General features: G+C 39.3%; 20 protein-coding genes and 1 pseudogene. 20 read left to right on the top strand and 1 reads right to left on the bottom strand.

What is annotated here, in order from left to right; genetic code table 11:
- Positions 1 to 3 precede the first annotated feature (3 nt).
- The 20 genes and pseudogenes from LI112_RS07615 (at position 4) to LI112_RS07520 (ending at position 14,152) form a co-directional block, all read left to right on the top strand.
- Positions 4 to 2,109 (top strand): recombinase family protein, encoded by a 2,106-nt coding sequence (locus tag LI112_RS07615; RefSeq protein WP_227190477.1) that lies wholly within the window; start codon positions 4 to 6, stop codon positions 2,107 to 2,109.
- A gap of 46 nt (positions 2,110 to 2,155) precedes the next feature.
- Positions 2,156 to 2,548 carry a TnpV protein gene (locus tag LI112_RS07610; RefSeq protein WP_227190476.1) on the top strand — a complete coding sequence of 131 codons (393 nt, stop codon included), beginning with the start codon at positions 2,156 to 2,158 and terminating at the stop codon, positions 2,546 to 2,548.
- On the top strand, positions 2,548 to 2,727 hold the full coding sequence (locus LI112_RS07605) for a hypothetical protein (protein ID WP_227190475.1): 180 nt from the start codon (positions 2,548 to 2,550) through the stop codon (positions 2,725 to 2,727). The genes LI112_RS07610 and LI112_RS07605 overlap by 1 nt, the downstream gene beginning before the upstream one ends.
- Positions 2,728 to 2,742: 15 nt before the next feature.
- The gene (locus LI112_RS07600) at positions 2,743 to 3,033 is read left to right on the top strand and encodes a hypothetical protein (RefSeq protein WP_227190474.1); all 291 of its coding nucleotides are present in this window, start codon (positions 2,743 to 2,745) and stop codon (positions 3,031 to 3,033) included.
- A gap of 4 nt (positions 3,034 to 3,037) precedes the next feature.
- Positions 3,038 to 3,337 carry a hypothetical protein gene (locus LI112_RS07595; protein ID WP_227190473.1) on the top strand — a complete coding sequence of 100 codons (300 nt, stop codon included), beginning with the start codon at positions 3,038 to 3,040 and terminating at the stop codon, positions 3,335 to 3,337.
- Between the two features lie 27 nt (positions 3,338 to 3,364).
- A complete protein-coding gene (locus LI112_RS07590) occupies positions 3,365 to 3,664 on the top strand; it encodes a hypothetical protein (RefSeq protein WP_227190472.1) in 300 nt (99 codons plus the stop codon).
- A gap of 71 nt (positions 3,665 to 3,735) precedes the next feature.
- The gene (locus tag LI112_RS07585; protein ID WP_227190471.1) at positions 3,736 to 4,305 is read left to right on the top strand and encodes a Bsp6I family type II restriction endonuclease; all 570 of its coding nucleotides are present in this window, start codon (positions 3,736 to 3,738) and stop codon (positions 4,303 to 4,305) included.
- A 102-nt stretch (positions 4,306 to 4,407) separates the two neighbouring features.
- Positions 4,408 to 5,379, top strand: coding sequence for a DNA cytosine methyltransferase (locus LI112_RS07580; RefSeq protein WP_227190470.1), 972 nt, complete (start codon positions 4,408 to 4,410; stop codon positions 5,377 to 5,379).
- Positions 5,380 to 5,398: 19 nt separating this feature from the next.
- On the top strand, positions 5,399 to 5,854 hold the full coding sequence (locus LI112_RS07575; protein ID WP_227190469.1) for a very short patch repair endonuclease: 456 nt from the start codon (positions 5,399 to 5,401) through the stop codon (positions 5,852 to 5,854).
- Between the two features lie 3 nt (positions 5,855 to 5,857).
- Positions 5,858 to 6,328: a DUF2321 domain-containing protein gene (locus LI112_RS07570; RefSeq protein WP_227190468.1), complete on the top strand. Its 471-nt coding sequence runs from the start codon at positions 5,858 to 5,860 to the stop codon at positions 6,326 to 6,328.
- 496 nt (positions 6,329 to 6,824) lie between these two features.
- Positions 6,825 to 8,246 (top strand): serine/arginine repetitive matrix protein 2, encoded by a 1,422-nt coding sequence (locus tag LI112_RS07565; RefSeq protein WP_227190467.1) that lies wholly within the window; start codon positions 6,825 to 6,827, stop codon positions 8,244 to 8,246.
- 105 nt (positions 8,247 to 8,351) lie between these two features.
- Positions 8,352 to 9,110, top strand: coding sequence for a CHC2 zinc finger domain-containing protein (locus tag LI112_RS07560; RefSeq protein WP_227190466.1), 759 nt, complete (start codon positions 8,352 to 8,354; stop codon positions 9,108 to 9,110).
- The gene (locus LI112_RS07555; RefSeq protein WP_195656027.1) at positions 9,073 to 10,323 is read left to right on the top strand and encodes a virulence-associated E family protein; all 1,251 of its coding nucleotides are present in this window, start codon (positions 9,073 to 9,075) and stop codon (positions 10,321 to 10,323) included. Before LI112_RS07560 ends, LI112_RS07555 begins: the two co-directional genes overlap by 38 nt.
- A 319-nt stretch (positions 10,324 to 10,642) precedes the next feature.
- Positions 10,643 to 10,825, top strand: a complete 183-nt coding sequence (locus tag LI112_RS07550) for a transposon-encoded TnpW family protein (protein ID WP_227190465.1) — start codon at positions 10,643 to 10,645, stop codon at positions 10,823 to 10,825.
- A gap of 40 nt (positions 10,826 to 10,865) precedes the next feature.
- A pseudogene (locus LI112_RS07545) lies at positions 10,866 to 12,254 on the top strand (VirD4-like conjugal transfer protein, CD1115 family); the annotation flags it as partial.
- 146 nt (positions 12,255 to 12,400) lie between these two features.
- Entirely contained in the window at positions 12,401 to 12,559 is a 159-nt protein-coding gene (locus LI112_RS07540) for a Maff2 family mobile element protein (protein ID WP_002595213.1), read from the top strand.
- A gap of 155 nt (positions 12,560 to 12,714) precedes the next feature.
- Complete coding sequence (locus LI112_RS07535; RefSeq protein WP_009274451.1) at positions 12,715 to 12,987, top strand: helix-turn-helix transcriptional regulator; 273 nt, start codon at positions 12,715 to 12,717, stop codon at positions 12,985 to 12,987.
- Positions 12,947 to 13,324, top strand: coding sequence for a TnpV protein (locus tag LI112_RS07530; RefSeq protein WP_227190464.1), 378 nt, complete (start codon positions 12,947 to 12,949; stop codon positions 13,322 to 13,324). Before LI112_RS07535 ends, LI112_RS07530 begins: the two co-directional genes overlap by 41 nt.
- Before the next feature lie 55 nt (positions 13,325 to 13,379).
- Positions 13,380 to 13,793 carry a DUF3795 domain-containing protein gene (locus LI112_RS07525; RefSeq protein ID WP_117505909.1) on the top strand — a complete coding sequence of 138 codons (414 nt, stop codon included), beginning with the start codon at positions 13,380 to 13,382 and terminating at the stop codon, positions 13,791 to 13,793.
- 53 nt (positions 13,794 to 13,846) lie between these two features.
- A complete protein-coding gene (locus LI112_RS07520) occupies positions 13,847 to 14,152 on the top strand; it encodes a hypothetical protein (protein WP_021425049.1) in 306 nt (101 codons plus the stop codon).
- Between the two features lie 93 nt (positions 14,153 to 14,245).
- Here the strand turns inward: LI112_RS07520 and LI112_RS07515 are convergent, their stop codons facing one another.
- The gene (locus LI112_RS07515) at positions 14,246 to 15,052 is read right to left on the bottom strand and encodes a helix-turn-helix transcriptional regulator (RefSeq protein WP_227190463.1); all 807 of its coding nucleotides are present in this window, start codon (positions 15,050 to 15,052) and stop codon (positions 14,246 to 14,248) included.
- Positions 15,053 to 15,091: the final 39 nt, after the last annotated feature.

The raw sequence follows: 15,091 nt of genomic DNA, 5'->3' as shown, positions 1-15,091 counted from the left end.
AACATGGCAAGGAGTAATAAACTGACAGCTCTCTATGAGCGATTATCAAAAGATGATGAACTGCAGGGAGAGTCCAACAGTATCACAAATCAGAAGAATTATCTTGAGGAATATGCACAGGCAAAGGGATTAACCAATATCCGGCATTATACAGATGATGGTTTTAGCGGTGTTACCTTTAATCGTCCCGGATTCCAGAAGATGATTGCTGATGTAGAAGCAGGACTGATTGATACCATTTGTGTAAAGGATATGAGCCGACTGGGAAGAAATTATCTGAAAGTCGGATACTACACAGAGATTTTGTTCCCGGAGAAAGATGTTCGGTTCATAGCGATCAATAACAGCATTGACAGTGCCAAACCTACGGATAATGATTTTACTCCGTTTCTCAATATCATGAATGAATGGTATGCCAAAGATACAAGTAAGAAGATTAAGGCTATTTTCAAGTCAAGAATGAAATCCGGCAAACGATGCAGTGGTGCTATCCCATATGGATATAAGCATGATCCAGAGGATAAAAATCATCTGTTAGTTGATGAAGAAGCAGCGGTGGTCGTCAGAAAGATATATCATCTGGCAATCGAAGGATATGGACCGGCACAGATTGCTGACATGCTTACAAAAGAGCATATCTTGATTCCGTCAGCGTATCTGGAAAGGCATGGAGAAGTGAGCAGAAATCACAGCTATCATGATCCGTATATATGGAATGCTACCGCAGTCAGTGGGATTCTCGATAAAAGAGAATATATGGGACATACAATTCTTGGAAAAACAATCTGTGATAACTTCAAGACAAAGAAAAGAAGAAAAGCCAGAGAAGATGAACTGATTATTTTCGAGAATACCCATGAAGCAATCATTGATGAAGATACCTGGCAGCAGGCACAGAAACTGCGAAAAAGAGTTACAAAGCGTGTTGCGAATGGAACTTATAAGCACAGGCTGTCCGGTCTGGTGTATTGTGCGGATTGTGGCAGCAGGATGAGTTATCGAAGCCCAGAAGCCCAGAAAAGGAAAGATGGAAAAAGTTATGATTCAGACAGCAGTTTTACTTGTTCCGCATACGGAAATAAATACAAAGAGTGTACGTTTCATTTCATAACATCATCGGCACTGGATCAGCTGGTTGATGATTCCATACGGAGAGTTGCCAGATTTGTGCTGACCGATCAGAAAGAATTCTTGGAGCAGGTGGGACAACTAAGGCAGACTTACAGTGAAAGATTCTTACAGGATTCACAGAAAGAGATCCGTGCAGCTAAGAACCGTATTCAAGAGCTGGATACTTTGATTAAAAACCTGTATGAAGGAAATGTGCTGGGAAAGATTCCTGACAGACATTTTAACCGCATGATGAAGGAATACGATGATGAACAGCAGGAACTGGAAGAAAAGGTATCTGAACTGGAACAGGAGCTTGGAGAGAATGAGGATTCAGCAGGAAATGGAGATCGGTTTGTCCGGCTGGTAAAAAAGTATCAGAGCTTTGATGAAATCACACCGAGAATGTTGAATGAATTTATTGATAAGATTATGGTTCATGAAGCGGTTGGAAAAGGAACTGGACGGACACAGCAGATTGATATTTACTTCAATTTTATCGGACAGTTTGCCGTACCTTTTTCTGAAGAAGAATTGGAACAGGAACGAAAAGCCAGACAGGAAGAGGAACAACGAAAGGCAGAAGCAAAAAGGGAACGACAGAGGATAGCTTCAAGAAAGTGTTCACAGAAAAGAGCAGAAGAACGTGCCAGAATAAAAGCAGCTGCGGAAGCTGGCGATGAAGAAGCAATCCGGCAGTATGAAGCGATTCTTGCAAAAGAAAGAGAAAGACGGGAAAGAGACCGGGCAAGTGGTAAAAGGAGTTACCAGAAAAGGCAGAAAAAAGCAAAAGAGATAGAACAGGCTGCAAAGGCTGGTGATCCGAAAGCTATGAAAGAATATGAAAAGGTTTTGGAAGAACGTAAGAAAGCGACTGCAAGGACGAAAAAATGGAGAGATAAGCAAAAAAAGAAGGCTCTGGAGCCTACCTGCAAAATAGAACCAGAGCCGTCTGAACTTGAACCGGATCAGGATTTACCTGTCACCGCTTCGGCTTGATCGTATCACAGGGACAGGGAGAAAGCAAGCAGAGAGGTAGTAGAAAATGAAAAAATTAGAGCCATTGATTCATGATGAAGAAAACGGGCTGGATTATATTCTTGTCGGAGAAATATATTTGCCATTGATTGCAGTGCCGGATGAAAAACGTGATATCGGATTCTACGGAAGTATTCGTAGAAATTACTTGAAAGACTATAAAAGCGGATTGTATTCCTATCTGACATTGAGTGGAAAGCTCTGGACTTACCTTGCAGACCTGAATGAGCAGTGTGTAGAACGAAGGGATTATCTGATGGATCAGATGATGGAGCAGGAAGGAATTACAGAGGAATTGAAACGAAAAGACCAGATGGAGTGGGTTCGCCGGGCAAACAACGTGAGAAGCCGGGTAGATGAAATCATACTGACTGAATTGTGTATGTGTAGGAGGGGCTAATGAGATACCGAATTGAATATGCTGATGGAAAATGCTGTAACTTTGCCAATAGCAGAAAAGACCTGTTGAATTGGCTGAAACTGTTGAAAGATGAAAAGATTGTAGATATCCGAAAGGTGTATAAAAACGGTGTCACAGATTCAGTTATGGACAGTTACCGCAGATATTTGAAGCAGTGAGAGGAGAGGACAGTCATGGTGATTATGCGAATTATAATAAGAGTTCTGTTATTGCCAGTGCGAATGTGCCTGACGATTATACAGTTGGTGGTTATGTTCATTACATGGCTGTCTGCCATCATATTTCATGTCTTGTCGGGGATTATTTGTATCACAGCTATATTAGGCTATGGATTCGGGCAGGAGACAGGCACAGAGACAATCAGAATGCTTGTGATAGGTTTTGTGCTGTACACCTTGCCTGTTCTTTCGGGCTGGACTGTAGTATGGCTGGAAACAATCAAAATCATTTTAAAAGGAGATTAAGCAGATGGAAGTAACAGAGAGAATGAGAGAATTTATGAATGACCTGATCGGGGAAAGAATGGAGCAGGTTTATCAGGAAAAAGATGGAGTACAGTATGATCCATTCAATGAGGAATTAGAATTGAAATTGCAGAAAGTACTTCGGAAACTGTCACCGGAACAGGGGAAGATTGTATTTGATTACATAACAGAAACTTCAAACAAATGCAGTGATCTGAATGAATTTTATTACCGTATGGGATTAAGAGACGGGCTAATTCTGAAAGAAGCAATACAGGCTATGTTGGATATATTAACAGAGTAATAAGTGAAAAAGGTATGGTGACCATGAATGAAAATGACAAAAGAAATTGAAGATTTTATCAACCTGACAATAACAGAGCACATGGGAAAAGCGTATGCAGAGTGGAAAATGAGCCAACCTTCTGTAACAGAACCAGATGGAATTGAGGAAGAATATCAGAAAGTTATTGCTATGCTTACACCAGAGCAGGAGGAAACGATTACAAAATACTGCAATGCCATATTTAACAGCGGAGCGGAGACAGAGGAATTCTTCTATCGCTTAGGATTACGGGATGGAATGAAATTGAAAAAGCTGATGAAACTCATTATAACGCAACTTTCATAAATGACTGGTATCGGGTGACTAAAGTATGCTATAATTTTTCTGTGCAGAGATAGAACACTCTAACAGGAAATATGGCAGTATATAATGAATTTGGGTACATCACGATAGATGATGCCAGAATTGATGAAACATGCAATGCTTATTTCAAATGGAAGGACTTGAATACGTATATATCTAACAACAGTCACAGAGGTATCAATATGCCGGATGCAATTAGTGAACCGATGGGATGCTATTGTCTGGGCTATCTATGGAACCGTGGCGATGAGGTAGGCGATGCAACAGATCCAAGTACAGGACGAAAAATTGAATTTAAAGCAACTTCCCGCTTTGAAGGAGATTTATCATCTTTTGGACCAAAATGTGTATTTGATGACTTGGTATTTTTGAGATTTAAGCTGGATGATAACTTGCTTTATATTTATGACTTGCATATCAATTCGGAAGAATTTGGAAAATATCCAGCTAATAAAAGTCAGACAATACAGGAACAAAAAAACCAGGGAAGAAGACCACACGTTAGTCTGCAAGCGTTGTTTGTAGACGCACAAAATTTAGAGCCTGATATTATTTTCGATATTAGAAGATGTAGGGCTTATGACCGAGTGTCAGAATATTACAAAAGAATAATAGGCAAATAATACGAAAGGCAGAGTGTTTTATCTCTGCCTTTTATAAACCGATATTGCGGCGCGCCGCAATATGTGATAATATAATCACATTACGGAATAAGGAGAATAATAATGTTTAGTGTTGCATCTTTTTTTGCCGGTGTAGGCGGTATAGATTTAGGATTTGAGGAAACCGGAGCTTTTAGAACGGTATATGCAAATGAGTTTGATTCATATGCGAGTGAAACATTTGAATTGAATTATCCGGAAGTAAAAGTTGATCAGCGAGATATTCATATGGTTCCTGTGGAGGATGTTCCAAAAACAGATGTAATTATAGGAGGATTTCCATGTCAGGCATTTTCTATTGCTGGATATCGTCAGGGCTTTGAGGACAAGAAGGGAAGAGGAGAACTTTTCTTTGAGCTTATGCGTATGGTCGAAGCAAACAAGCCAAGAGTTGCATTATTTGAAAATGTTAAAAATCTAGTTGGACATGATAATGGAAACACATTTAGAGTGATATGTGAACAATTAGACTTATTGGGATATCATTATACTTATCAAGTGTTGAATGCTATGAATTATGGAAATATGGCTCAAAACAGGGAACGTATTTATATTGTTGCATTTAAAGATGAAGAAGATCTCAATAAATTTCATTGGCCACTGTCAATTCCATTAACAACAACTGTTAAAGATATTATTGACTTTGAAGGAAAGGTTGATGATAAGTATTATTATACAGAAGGAAAATATAAAGGGGACATTTATAAGTTGTTGGTTGAAGCAACAAAGGATGAAGATATAAATCACCCAGCTATTTACCAGTGGAGAAGAAAATATGTCCGACAGAATAAAAGTGGAGTAGTTCCTACACTTACTGCCAATCAGGGGGAAGGCGGTCATAATGTGTGCATTGTGAAAACAAAATATGGATTACGCAAAATGACACCAAGAGAATGCTTTAATACGCAGGGATTCCCAAAAGATTATAAACTTCCGAAACAAAGCGATGCTCGTTTATACAAACAAGCGGGCAATTCAGTTTGTGTTCCAGTCATAAATAGAATTGCTGAAAGCATTTTAGAGGCAATTAAGTAAAATACAGAAGGTTGATAGAATGGCAGATAATCTGACAACTGAACAAAGAAAGAAAAATATGCAAAATATAAAAAGCAAGGATACAAAAATAGAACTTGCGTTGAGAAAGGCATTATGGAGTAGAGGATATAGATATAGAAAAAATTATCAGAAGTTGCCGGGAAAGCCAGATATTGTTTTAACTAAGTATAAGATTGCAATATTCTGTGACAGTGAATTCTTTCATGGAAAAGATTGGGAAGTACTTAAACCGAAATTACAAAAAGCAAAAAACAGTGACTATTGGATAAAGAAAATATCAAGAAATAGAGAACGGGATATAGAAATTGAAAAGCAGTTATTGTTTGAAGGTTGGACAGTTATAAGATTTTGGGGAAAAGACATTTTGAAGAATACTGATGAATGCGTACAAGTTATAGAAGAAACTATTTTTGATTTAAAGATGGAAGAAGATTTTGTTGAAGTGGAGGAATAAAAGATGGGACATTATAATAATGCTACAATTTGTTTAAACGGTCATGTTGTTAGTAAATATCAAGAAAATTATCAAAAATTTTGTTCCAAATGTGGAAAAGAAACATATTCAAAATGTCCTGAGTGTAATTCTCCTATTCGTGGGAAATACGAAGTAGAAGGGATTGTTGATTTGTCGGGAAGCTATAACAGACCAGACTATTGCTATAATTGTGGAGCACCATATCCTTGGACAAAAATGATTTTGGATAATGCAGTAATGTTAGTTTCTTTAGAAGATGAATTGGATGAGCCGATGAAAGAGTTAATAAAAACTGCTATTCCAGATCTTATTACTGAAACTCCGGCAACGCCAATAGCCATTGCAAAATATAAGAAGGGAATAAAGAGTGCAGGAGATATATTAAAAAATTCGATGAGACAGCTTTTAATAGATGTTGTAAGTGAAACTGTGAAAAAAAGTTTATTTCAATAATGATTAACCCAAAGGGCATTAACCGTAAAAAAGTTAGTGCCTTTTGTTTTGCTCATTAGAAAAGGTAGTGATCTAATCTGCCGGGCAAACTGAATATGACCGCACAGGTCAAATGGATTAAGCCGATACGATTGGGACTTTTGAGAAAGGTCTGAAATGTGTCGGCTTTTTTATTTTCACAAAATCCGATTCAGAGGATTTTTGAAAAACAGACGGAACAGAAATTTTGTCGAAGGGACAGCGACAAGAGTTTTGTTTTGGCTGACGGGAGTACAGAGGGCGGTGAGTCCTTTGTGGCAGGATTGCAAAGGGTGGCAGCACCTTGCTGGGGTTAAGGGGCGAAGCCCTTTAGCAGGTTAAGGGCGGCAGCCATTGCCCAGTGATATGGCGTTTCGCCATATGGTACTGGGTACTGTCTGTAACGGAGACAGAGACTTTTAGCAGCTTCGCTGCAATTCCACTCGGGGAAAAACATGAAAGAAAGGGGAAATGTGAATTGAAAGGAACAAGGCATAACGGACGATCTGGAAAAGATGGAGTTTATAATCCGCTTCACAATGATCGGAGATTTGATCCAGAACACAGTGAGCATATCGACAATGAAAGAGTTCGCCAAAATATTTACTGGGACTGCTATCAGGGATATACCACAATGGAAGACCGGGGAAAAGAGGATAATTTTTCTTTTAGCCAGATTGAAATGGCTTACTATTCGGAGCATTACAGTGACTATGTGATTAACCAAAATAAGCGACATGAGAAAGCTCGACACCCAGACAGATGCAAAGGTGTGGAAGAGATTTTGAAAAATAAAAAGACCTGCCCTGAAGAAAGTATCTATCAGCTGGGGACGATAGATGAACATGCTTCTGTAGAGACATTGATCAGGGTTTTTGATGAATTTAAAAAAGAATTTGATGAGCGGTTTGGCTCTAATGTTCATATCATTGACTGGTCACTGCATATGGACGAAGCAACTCCTCATATCCATGAGCGTCATGTATTTGATGCTACAAACCGATATGGAGAGATTGAGCCAAAACAGGAAGCAGCACTGGAAGAACTTGGCTTTGAACTTCCAAATCCAGAAAAGAAGAGATCAAAGACAAATAACCGTAAGGTCGTTTTTGATTCTGCCTGCCGGGCGATGTTTCTGGATATCTGTAAACGGCATGGATTGGAACTTGATGAAGAACCAGCTTATGGTGGGCGACAGTATCTGGAGAAACAGGATTATATCCGTATGAAGCAGAAAAAAGAGATTGCAGACCGACAGGAAACAATCCTTATGCAGATAGATAAGGTAAATGAAAATCGTCTGGAACTTGCAAAACAATCAAGTCGTGTAAATGCAAACGAAGAAATTATCCAGTCACAGGAAGAAAAAATAAAACAGCAGGACAAAGAATTTGCAAATAATTCTGATCGGATATTTAAACAAGGTGATCTGATTGAAGAACAGAAACAGGAGTTGCAACAGCTTACAGTTCGTATTGAAGATGTAGAAACTTTGCTTGATGAAGTCTCCAGTGAAGCATATGACAAGGCTGTGGAGAAAGTGGCAAAAGAAGCAATGCTGGCTACCAGAAGAGATGATATCCGTCTGGCGGAAGATTCAAAAAAGTGGATTCAAGATCCGAAGCATAAAGCTTCCCGAAGAGAAAAGGAATATGCAATAAAAAGATTGGATGGTTTGATACAGAAAATTGAAACTGCGATGGAGAAGATAGTCATAAGGATTACCAGCCAGTTGAAACAGCCGGAAAAGAAAAAAGCGGTTGTGGAGGAAATCAGAAAAGAAGTGAAGCCATCTATCAGAGAAAAACTTGCACTGAATGTAGCAAAGATTCAAAGAGAAGAGGCGGAGAGAAAACAACTGAAAAAAGGAAAATCACATTCCAGAGATTTAGAGATGTAGGGCATTTTGTTGATTCCGTAAGGATAGGACAGAGTGCTTTTTTGTTTTTATTGAAAACTTGCTTCCCAGATTTGGGAAGCAGATTTGAGAAAGTGAGGAAATGAATTGGGATTATTTGATGACGTGAAACAGAATGTAACCGTCCGGCAGGCTGCGGAGATGTATGGATTGAAGCCAAACAGGAGTGGGCTGATTCGCTGTATTTTTCATAATGATAAATCGCCCAGTATGAAAGTAGACCGAAGATATTACTGCTTCGGCTGTGGCTGCACAGGAGATGCGATTGATTTTACAGCACAGTTATTTGGACTGGGATTAAGAGATGCGGCAATGAAACTGGCAGATGATTTTGGAATTAACTACTCTGCCAGAGGAAGAGATTCCTTGGAAAGCAGAAGAAACATTTTGGTGAGAAAGCCAGAACCGACACCAGAAGAACAATGGGAAAAAGAATATATGAGATGCCTGAAAGCTTATCTGGATTATCGGATTATGTTGCTGGAATGGAAAGAAAAGTACAGACCCAAAACAAGAACAGAAGAATGGAACGATAGATTTACAACTGCCCTGAGAGAACTTGTGATTGTTAATTATTATCTGGATACCTTGCTGTTTGGAGAGCCTGCGGACAAAGAAACAATAGTGAGAGAAAAGCGAGAGGAGATAGAGAATATTGAGCGAAAATGTAAAAGATATTTCAATGAAAGAGGAAAAAGATTTGATAAAGAAAATGATTCTTATGGTGAACCCGGGGGACTGTCGGGAAATCAGAGAAACCCTGAATATGACGGAAAAAGGGACAGTCAAAAATTCAATGGAGAATTATGTGACCGTATTAAGAAAAGATCCGCTGTTAGTAGGTAGTCTTCGATATAACCGATTGACAGAGAAAATTGACGTAACAAAAGTTCTCTGGTGGAATAAAGAACCATGTGTATTAACGAACAAAGGAAGAAAAGCACTTCGGTATTTCTTTGAAAAATATTATGGTCTGTTCAATGAAAGTGTTATGGACGATGCATTGGATCTGGAAGCATACAGTAAAGAATACCACCCCATTTGTGAATATTTAGAAACTCTTGAATGGGACGGGAAAGAAAGAATCCGTAATGTATTGAAAGTGTATATGGGTGCGGACGATTCGGATATGGTTTATGAAATGCTGAAACATTTTATGATGGGAGCCTTAAACCGCATCTACTGTCCAGGGTGTAAATTTGATGAAATGTTATGTCTGGTAGGACAGCAGGGGGCGGGAAAATCCACTTTTTTCCGCTTTCTGGCACTGGACGATCAGTGGTTTTCAGACAGCTTGAAAAACCTGAATATGGAAAAACCTTATGAATTACTTCGGGGACACTGGATTTTGGAGATGTCGGAGATGACAGCTGCAATCAGTGCAAAGAGTATCGAAGAAACAAAATCTTTCTTATCAAGAATGAAGGAAACCCACAGAAATCCTTATGAAAAATATGAGGAAGACAGACCAAGGCAATGTGTGTTTGCTGGATCATCAAATAACCGGCAGTTCATTCCGTTTGATCGTACCGGGGCAAGAAGATTTCTGCCGATTGAAATTGATAGCAGCAAAGCAGAGAAGCACATTCTTGATGATGAGCCAGAAGCCAGAGAGTATTTTGACCAGCTGTGGGCAGAAGCAATGGTATTGCTTAATGCAGCTGAAAATAAATCGGAATTACTGCGGTTTGACAGTGAGATGGAATTTAATATCAATGAATATCGGAAACAGTTCATGCAGGAAGATACAATGGCAGGAATGATTCAAGGGTGGCTTGACAGCTATGACGGAAATTATGTCTGCTCTATTCAGCTTTGGAAAAATGCCTTTAACCATTATGACGGAGAGCCGAAGAAATTTGAGACAAATGAAATCTGTCAGATCATGGATACTCAGATTATCGGGTGGAAGAGAGGCGGATATCATCGCTTTACAAAGGAAGGGTATGGGAAGCAGAGATGCTGGATTCGGGGAGATACAGATGGTGGCAACAACGAAGGAGGAGAGGGATTTATTGACCTTTCCGAAGCCGAACAGATGGCACTTCCTTTTAACTAGCCCGACAGAGAAAGAGGACAGTTTTTGAAGCCGGAAGGCTGATTTTTACCCGGTTGGTTATCGGTTGTTGCCACTATTGTATCCGCCGAAAACCACTGATTTTAAAGGATTTACAGCTATTTTTACTAGGTGGCAACAAGATATTTCAAAAAAGAAAATAGTAGTGTTATAAATTGGGAAAATGAGTGGTGAAAAACACTTGAAAGAAAGTTTCAACCATGTTGTTGCCAGTTGCAAATTAAAGCTTTAAATGAATACGTCCGGCAGAGACAAAACAATCCTTCTCTCTGTCGGGCAATTTAGCGAAAGGAGAAAATTTATGGAAGATAAAAATATAGTTCAGACTACAAAAGAAAAAAATCCAGATTATGAAAAGAAAATCGGGAATACCTGTTATCAGGTTAATTACTATTTTAATCAAAACTCTAGCATGACCATGCAGGAAAAAGTAATGAAAATTATGAAGGCAGAGTTAGATATGGAAGTCCGTAATCCAGCATAAATACTGGGCTTGCTGGCATTTAGAAAAAAATAAGCATTTATTGAAATTCCTACTTGACGAAATAGTACCCAAGGGGACAATTATCGTAGAATGTGGTAAGATGTTAGCACGAGGGACACCGAAGAAAGATAAAAATGGGAAAATCCTGCGTGATAAAAATGGCAGAGTGGTAATGGCTCCTTACAAAATCAAGGTGCTGAATACTATCAACTTTGCCAAAAGTATGCACTATAATCCGTTTCATTACATTTGTTCGGAAAAAGATATTCTGAAACTGGTAAATACGATCATGGTAAATACCAAAGGAGAGGGAGAAAAATCTTCCGAGGATTTCTGGACAAAAGCGGAACGTCTGCTGTATTGTGCTTTGATTGGTTATATCTATTATGAAGCACCAGAGGAAGAACAGAATTTTTCAACCCTGCTGGAATTTATCAATGCCAGTGAAACCAGGGAAGAAGATGAAGAGTTTAAAAATGCAGTGGATCTGTTATTTGAGGAGCTGGAAAGAGACGAGCCGAATCATTTTGCAGTAAGGCAGTATAAAAAATACAAGCTGGCTGCAGGAAAGACAGCAAAAAGTATTTTAATCAGTTGTGGTGCCAGACTCGCACCCTTTGATATTGCGGAACTGCGGGAGCTTATGTCTTATGATGAGATGGAGCTGGATATGATCGGAGATCAAAGAACTGCATTGTTTATTGTAATCTCTGATACGGATGATACATTTAACTTTGTGGTTGCCATGATGTACAGTCAGCTTTTCAATCTGTTATGTGATAGAGCCGATGACGTTCATCATGGAAGACTGCCTTATCATGTAAGAATCCTCTGTGACGAGTTCGCAAATATCGGTCAGATTCCGAAGTTCGATAAGCTGATTGCAACGATCCGAAGCAGGGAAATTTCTGCTTCTATTATACTCCAGTCCCAGTCGCAGCTCAAGACCATTTACAAGGATGCAGCCGAAACCATTACCGGGAATTGCGACACAATGTTATTCCTTGGAGGTAAGGAAAGTACCACTCTGAAAGAAATTTCAGAAACACTGGGTAAGGAAACCATTGACTTATATAACACTTCTGATACAAGAGGACAGAGCAGGTCTTATGGTCTGAACTATCAGAAAACAGGAAAAGAACTGATGAGCCGGGATGAACTGGCAGTCATGGACGGCAACAAGTGTATTTTACAGCTTCGTGGTGTCCGTCCGTTTTACAGTGATAAATTTGATATTACAAAACATAAACGGTATAAGCAGTTATCCGATTATGATAAAAAGAATGAGTTCCATGTGGAAGAATACATGAAACATCAGATGGAAGTCCGGTTAGATCCGGAAGAACAGTTCGACCTTTATATGTATGAAGGCAGTGAACTGGAAGAACAATCAAATAGTGAAAATGAAGGCACAGAGCATGTAACGTAAAACATACATAGCTCTTTTTTTATGCCCTTTTGGGAGGTAGCGATATGCGTAAGCATGAAAGACCGCCCATCAGGGCGGAACCCTCCGAGTAGTAACCGTTAAAAAATCACAATGAAAACAGCAGTTACGAAAGGAGAACATAGATTATGGCGTTTTTTACATCTGCAATTAATATTTTACAGACTCTGGTTGTTGCAATCGGAGCTGGTCTGGCAGTTTGGGGAGTTATCAATCTCCTGGAAGGATATGGAAATGACAATCCCGGAGCCAAGTCCCAGGGAATCAAGCAGTTCATGGCTAATTAAAGGGAACAAAAAGAAAGGAAAAGCACAATCCAGACGGTATCAGCGGCAGTCCACAAGAATAAATTGTGATTTCACAAGATTGGTGCTATAATAAGAGAAAAGTTCCTGCCGGGGCAGCCGCCCCGGTGGTATGGATAGGAAGGCGGGAAAGCAATATGCACATCAGCTATAAACCACTCTGGCATACACTGTTAGAGCGTGATATGAGAAAAGAAGATTTAAGGCTTGCTGCTGGTATGACAACGAATATGATTGCCAACATGAGCAAAGAGGGAAAGCACATCAGCATGGATACATTAGCCCGTATCTGCGAAACGCTGAATTGTGAGATTACCGATGTGATTGAGTTAGTATCAGACGAGCCTGCTTCCACAGGAGGTAAGGAGCATGAGCGAATTGAAACCAAGAATAACGGAAAACGGAATTGATTATATCCTTGTCGGAGATTACTATATCCCAGATTTGAAGCTGCCGGAGGAACACCGCCCTATCGGAAAGTACGGACGGATGCACCGGGAGTATTTAAGAGAAGTCCACCCAGCCAAATTGAACACCTTGACCTTGACAGGGGAGTTATGGACATACCTTGCAGACCTGAACGAACAGGCACAGGAACGGTTAGACACCATCATGGAGCAGATTAAAGATGCCGAGGGCGTGACCGAGGAATTGAAACGAACCCAACAAATGGAATGGGTGCGGCGTTGCAATAACATTCACAACCGGGCAGAAGAAATTATTTTGCAAGAGATGATTTATTCATAACGGTATGGTAGAATGATTATGACAAATAAGAATTTGTTGAAAGGAGTAAACAACTATGAAAATGTCAAAAGAAAAAATTGATATAAGCATGTTTGCCCCATGCGGAATGAATTGTAAGGTTTGTTATAAGCACTGTTACAATAAAAAAACTTGTTCTGGGTGCTTGAATAGTGATAAAGGGAAACCAGAACATTGTCGTAAATGCAAAATAAAGGATTGCATCAAAGGAAAATCGTTATCCTATTGTTTTGAATGTGCTGAATATCCATGTAAGTTGATTAAAAATCTTGAAAAAAGCTATAATAAACGGTATCAAGCAAGTCTTATAGAAAATAGCCGTTTTGTTCAAGGACATGGTTTGGAACATTTCATGGAACAGCAGAAAATAAAATATACTTGTCCTAAATGCGGTGGCATTATTTCTATTCACGATAAAGAATGTAGCGAGTGTCAAGAAAAAATGAAATAACAAAATTTCAGTTTATAGAACTAAGAAAATTAGAATTGATGGAGGGATATATTATGATAGGCTTTAGTATAATGATGTGGTTCTGTTCTGCTCTTCTCATATTTGTTAGTTTTTCTCTATTAAAAGGAAATTATTCTTCTGTTCATGGCAAAGTATTTGAAACCACAAACGACAGAAAAGGATATGCAAAAGCATTAGGAAAGCCTGTTTTATTGATAGGAATTTGTCTTTTGTTCTCTGGAGTGATTGCAGTTATATTACCGAAAGATTATGCTATTTCTATTGCAGTTATATTTATATTATTTATAGCTGTTATTTGTAGTATATGGCTGTATAAGATTCAAAAAAGATTTTCGTAAATCCCAGTTTATCGTTCTGATTTTCAACTGAATAACCACAGTAAAAACCGCTGCTACATGGAAGCTAACAAACCATGCAACAGCGGTTTTTCTTTACCGTTTTTTCCTTTGGCTGATAGGCGTTCCCATTTTCTTTGATTTTTTGAGAATCCGAATGAGCCAGCGAAATTCTTCATCTGACAGATTTTTATAGTTGATACCAAGTTGCTTGCAGTAAAGGACAACCAGCTTTTCATCCCGGCTGCCCTTGAAATTTTCGACCGCTTCCAGATTTTCTTTCAGTTCATCGGCAACGGTGGTCTGGGGTGCACTCTCACTGTCCTTTTTGTGGGCTTCCCGAATATCCCGGATAATGAGGTTGAGGTCATCCAGAACCATGTGACTAAAATACTCATCATCGCTGATATGGGCGGCTTGCAGCACTTTCAAATGCGGGTCATCTTCGCCGGGGCGATACCGTTCAATGATTTCATGCCGGACGGTATCGACAAGTGCATTGAGATTTTGAATCTGCATGGTGGCAATCCCGTCCACATAAATCTCAATGTCTGCAAGAAACTTGATAAAATCTTTATGTGTGGCAAGCTCACAGAGCAGACGGTTGTTAATCCGACTGCTTTTCAGAAGTGCTACCATCTCATCATTCAAATGCAGCTCCGTCAATGACGTGTTGATCTCCGCCCGGTTCTCTGTCCGGCAAAAGAGATAATCGAGGGACACCCCATAAAAATCTGCCAGCAGGATAAGGTTGCCATGATTGATTTCCTTATAGTCGTCTTTTTCATAACTGCCAAGAGCCGATTTTGAAATACCCGTTTGCTCAGCCAGTTCTTCCAGTTTTAATCCTTTGTTTAATCGTAAATCTTTTAGCCGTTCCTGTATTGTAGTAGCTCCGTTCATTGAAGCAGTTCCCCCTTTCTAACGACATTTATAACCGTT

Source organism: Blautia sp. 210820-DFI.6.14 (assembly GCF_020558815.1).
Lineage (GTDB): Bacteria > Bacillota > Clostridia > Lachnospirales > Lachnospiraceae > Blautia_A > Blautia_A obeum.
This window is presented reverse-complemented; position numbering and strand designations above follow the sequence as displayed.

Excerpts from the sequence above, each read along its gene's own strand:
- LI112_RS07615 (WP_227190477.1), top strand. The coding sequence starts at position 4 with ATGGCAAGGAGTAATAAACTGACAGCTCTCTATGAGCGATTATCAAAA.
- LI112_RS07610 (WP_227190476.1), top strand. The coding sequence starts at position 2,156 with ATGAAAAAATTAGAGCCATTGATTCATGATGAAGAAAACGGGCTGGAT.
- LI112_RS07605 (WP_227190475.1), top strand. The coding sequence starts at position 2,548 with ATGAGATACCGAATTGAATATGCTGATGGAAAATGCTGTAACTTTGCC.
- LI112_RS07600 (WP_227190474.1), top strand. The coding sequence starts at position 2,743 with ATGGTGATTATGCGAATTATAATAAGAGTTCTGTTATTGCCAGTGCGA.
- LI112_RS07595 (WP_227190473.1), top strand. The coding sequence starts at position 3,038 with ATGGAAGTAACAGAGAGAATGAGAGAATTTATGAATGACCTGATCGGG.
- LI112_RS07590 (WP_227190472.1), top strand. The coding sequence starts at position 3,365 with ATGAAAATGACAAAAGAAATTGAAGATTTTATCAACCTGACAATAACA.
- LI112_RS07585 (WP_227190471.1), top strand. The coding sequence starts at position 3,736 with ATGGCAGTATATAATGAATTTGGGTACATCACGATAGATGATGCCAGA.
- LI112_RS07580 (WP_227190470.1), top strand. The coding sequence starts at position 4,408 with ATGTTTAGTGTTGCATCTTTTTTTGCCGGTGTAGGCGGTATAGATTTA.
- LI112_RS07575 (WP_227190469.1), top strand. The coding sequence starts at position 5,399 with ATGGCAGATAATCTGACAACTGAACAAAGAAAGAAAAATATGCAAAAT.
- LI112_RS07570 (WP_227190468.1), top strand. The coding sequence starts at position 5,858 with ATGGGACATTATAATAATGCTACAATTTGTTTAAACGGTCATGTTGTT.
- LI112_RS07550 (WP_227190465.1), top strand. The coding sequence starts at position 10,643 with ATGGAAGATAAAAATATAGTTCAGACTACAAAAGAAAAAAATCCAGAT.
- LI112_RS07540 (WP_002595213.1), top strand. The coding sequence starts at position 12,401 with ATGGCGTTTTTTACATCTGCAATTAATATTTTACAGACTCTGGTTGTT.
- LI112_RS07535 (WP_009274451.1), top strand. The coding sequence starts at position 12,715 with ATGCACATCAGCTATAAACCACTCTGGCATACACTGTTAGAGCGTGAT.
- LI112_RS07530 (WP_227190464.1), top strand. The coding sequence starts at position 12,947 with ATGAGCGAATTGAAACCAAGAATAACGGAAAACGGAATTGATTATATC.
- LI112_RS07525 (WP_117505909.1), top strand. The coding sequence starts at position 13,380 with ATGAAAATGTCAAAAGAAAAAATTGATATAAGCATGTTTGCCCCATGC.
- LI112_RS07520 (WP_021425049.1), top strand. The coding sequence starts at position 13,847 with ATGATAGGCTTTAGTATAATGATGTGGTTCTGTTCTGCTCTTCTCATA.
- LI112_RS07515 (WP_227190463.1), bottom strand. The coding sequence starts at position 15,052 with ATGAACGGAGCTACTACAATACAGGAACGGCTAAAAGATTTACGATTA.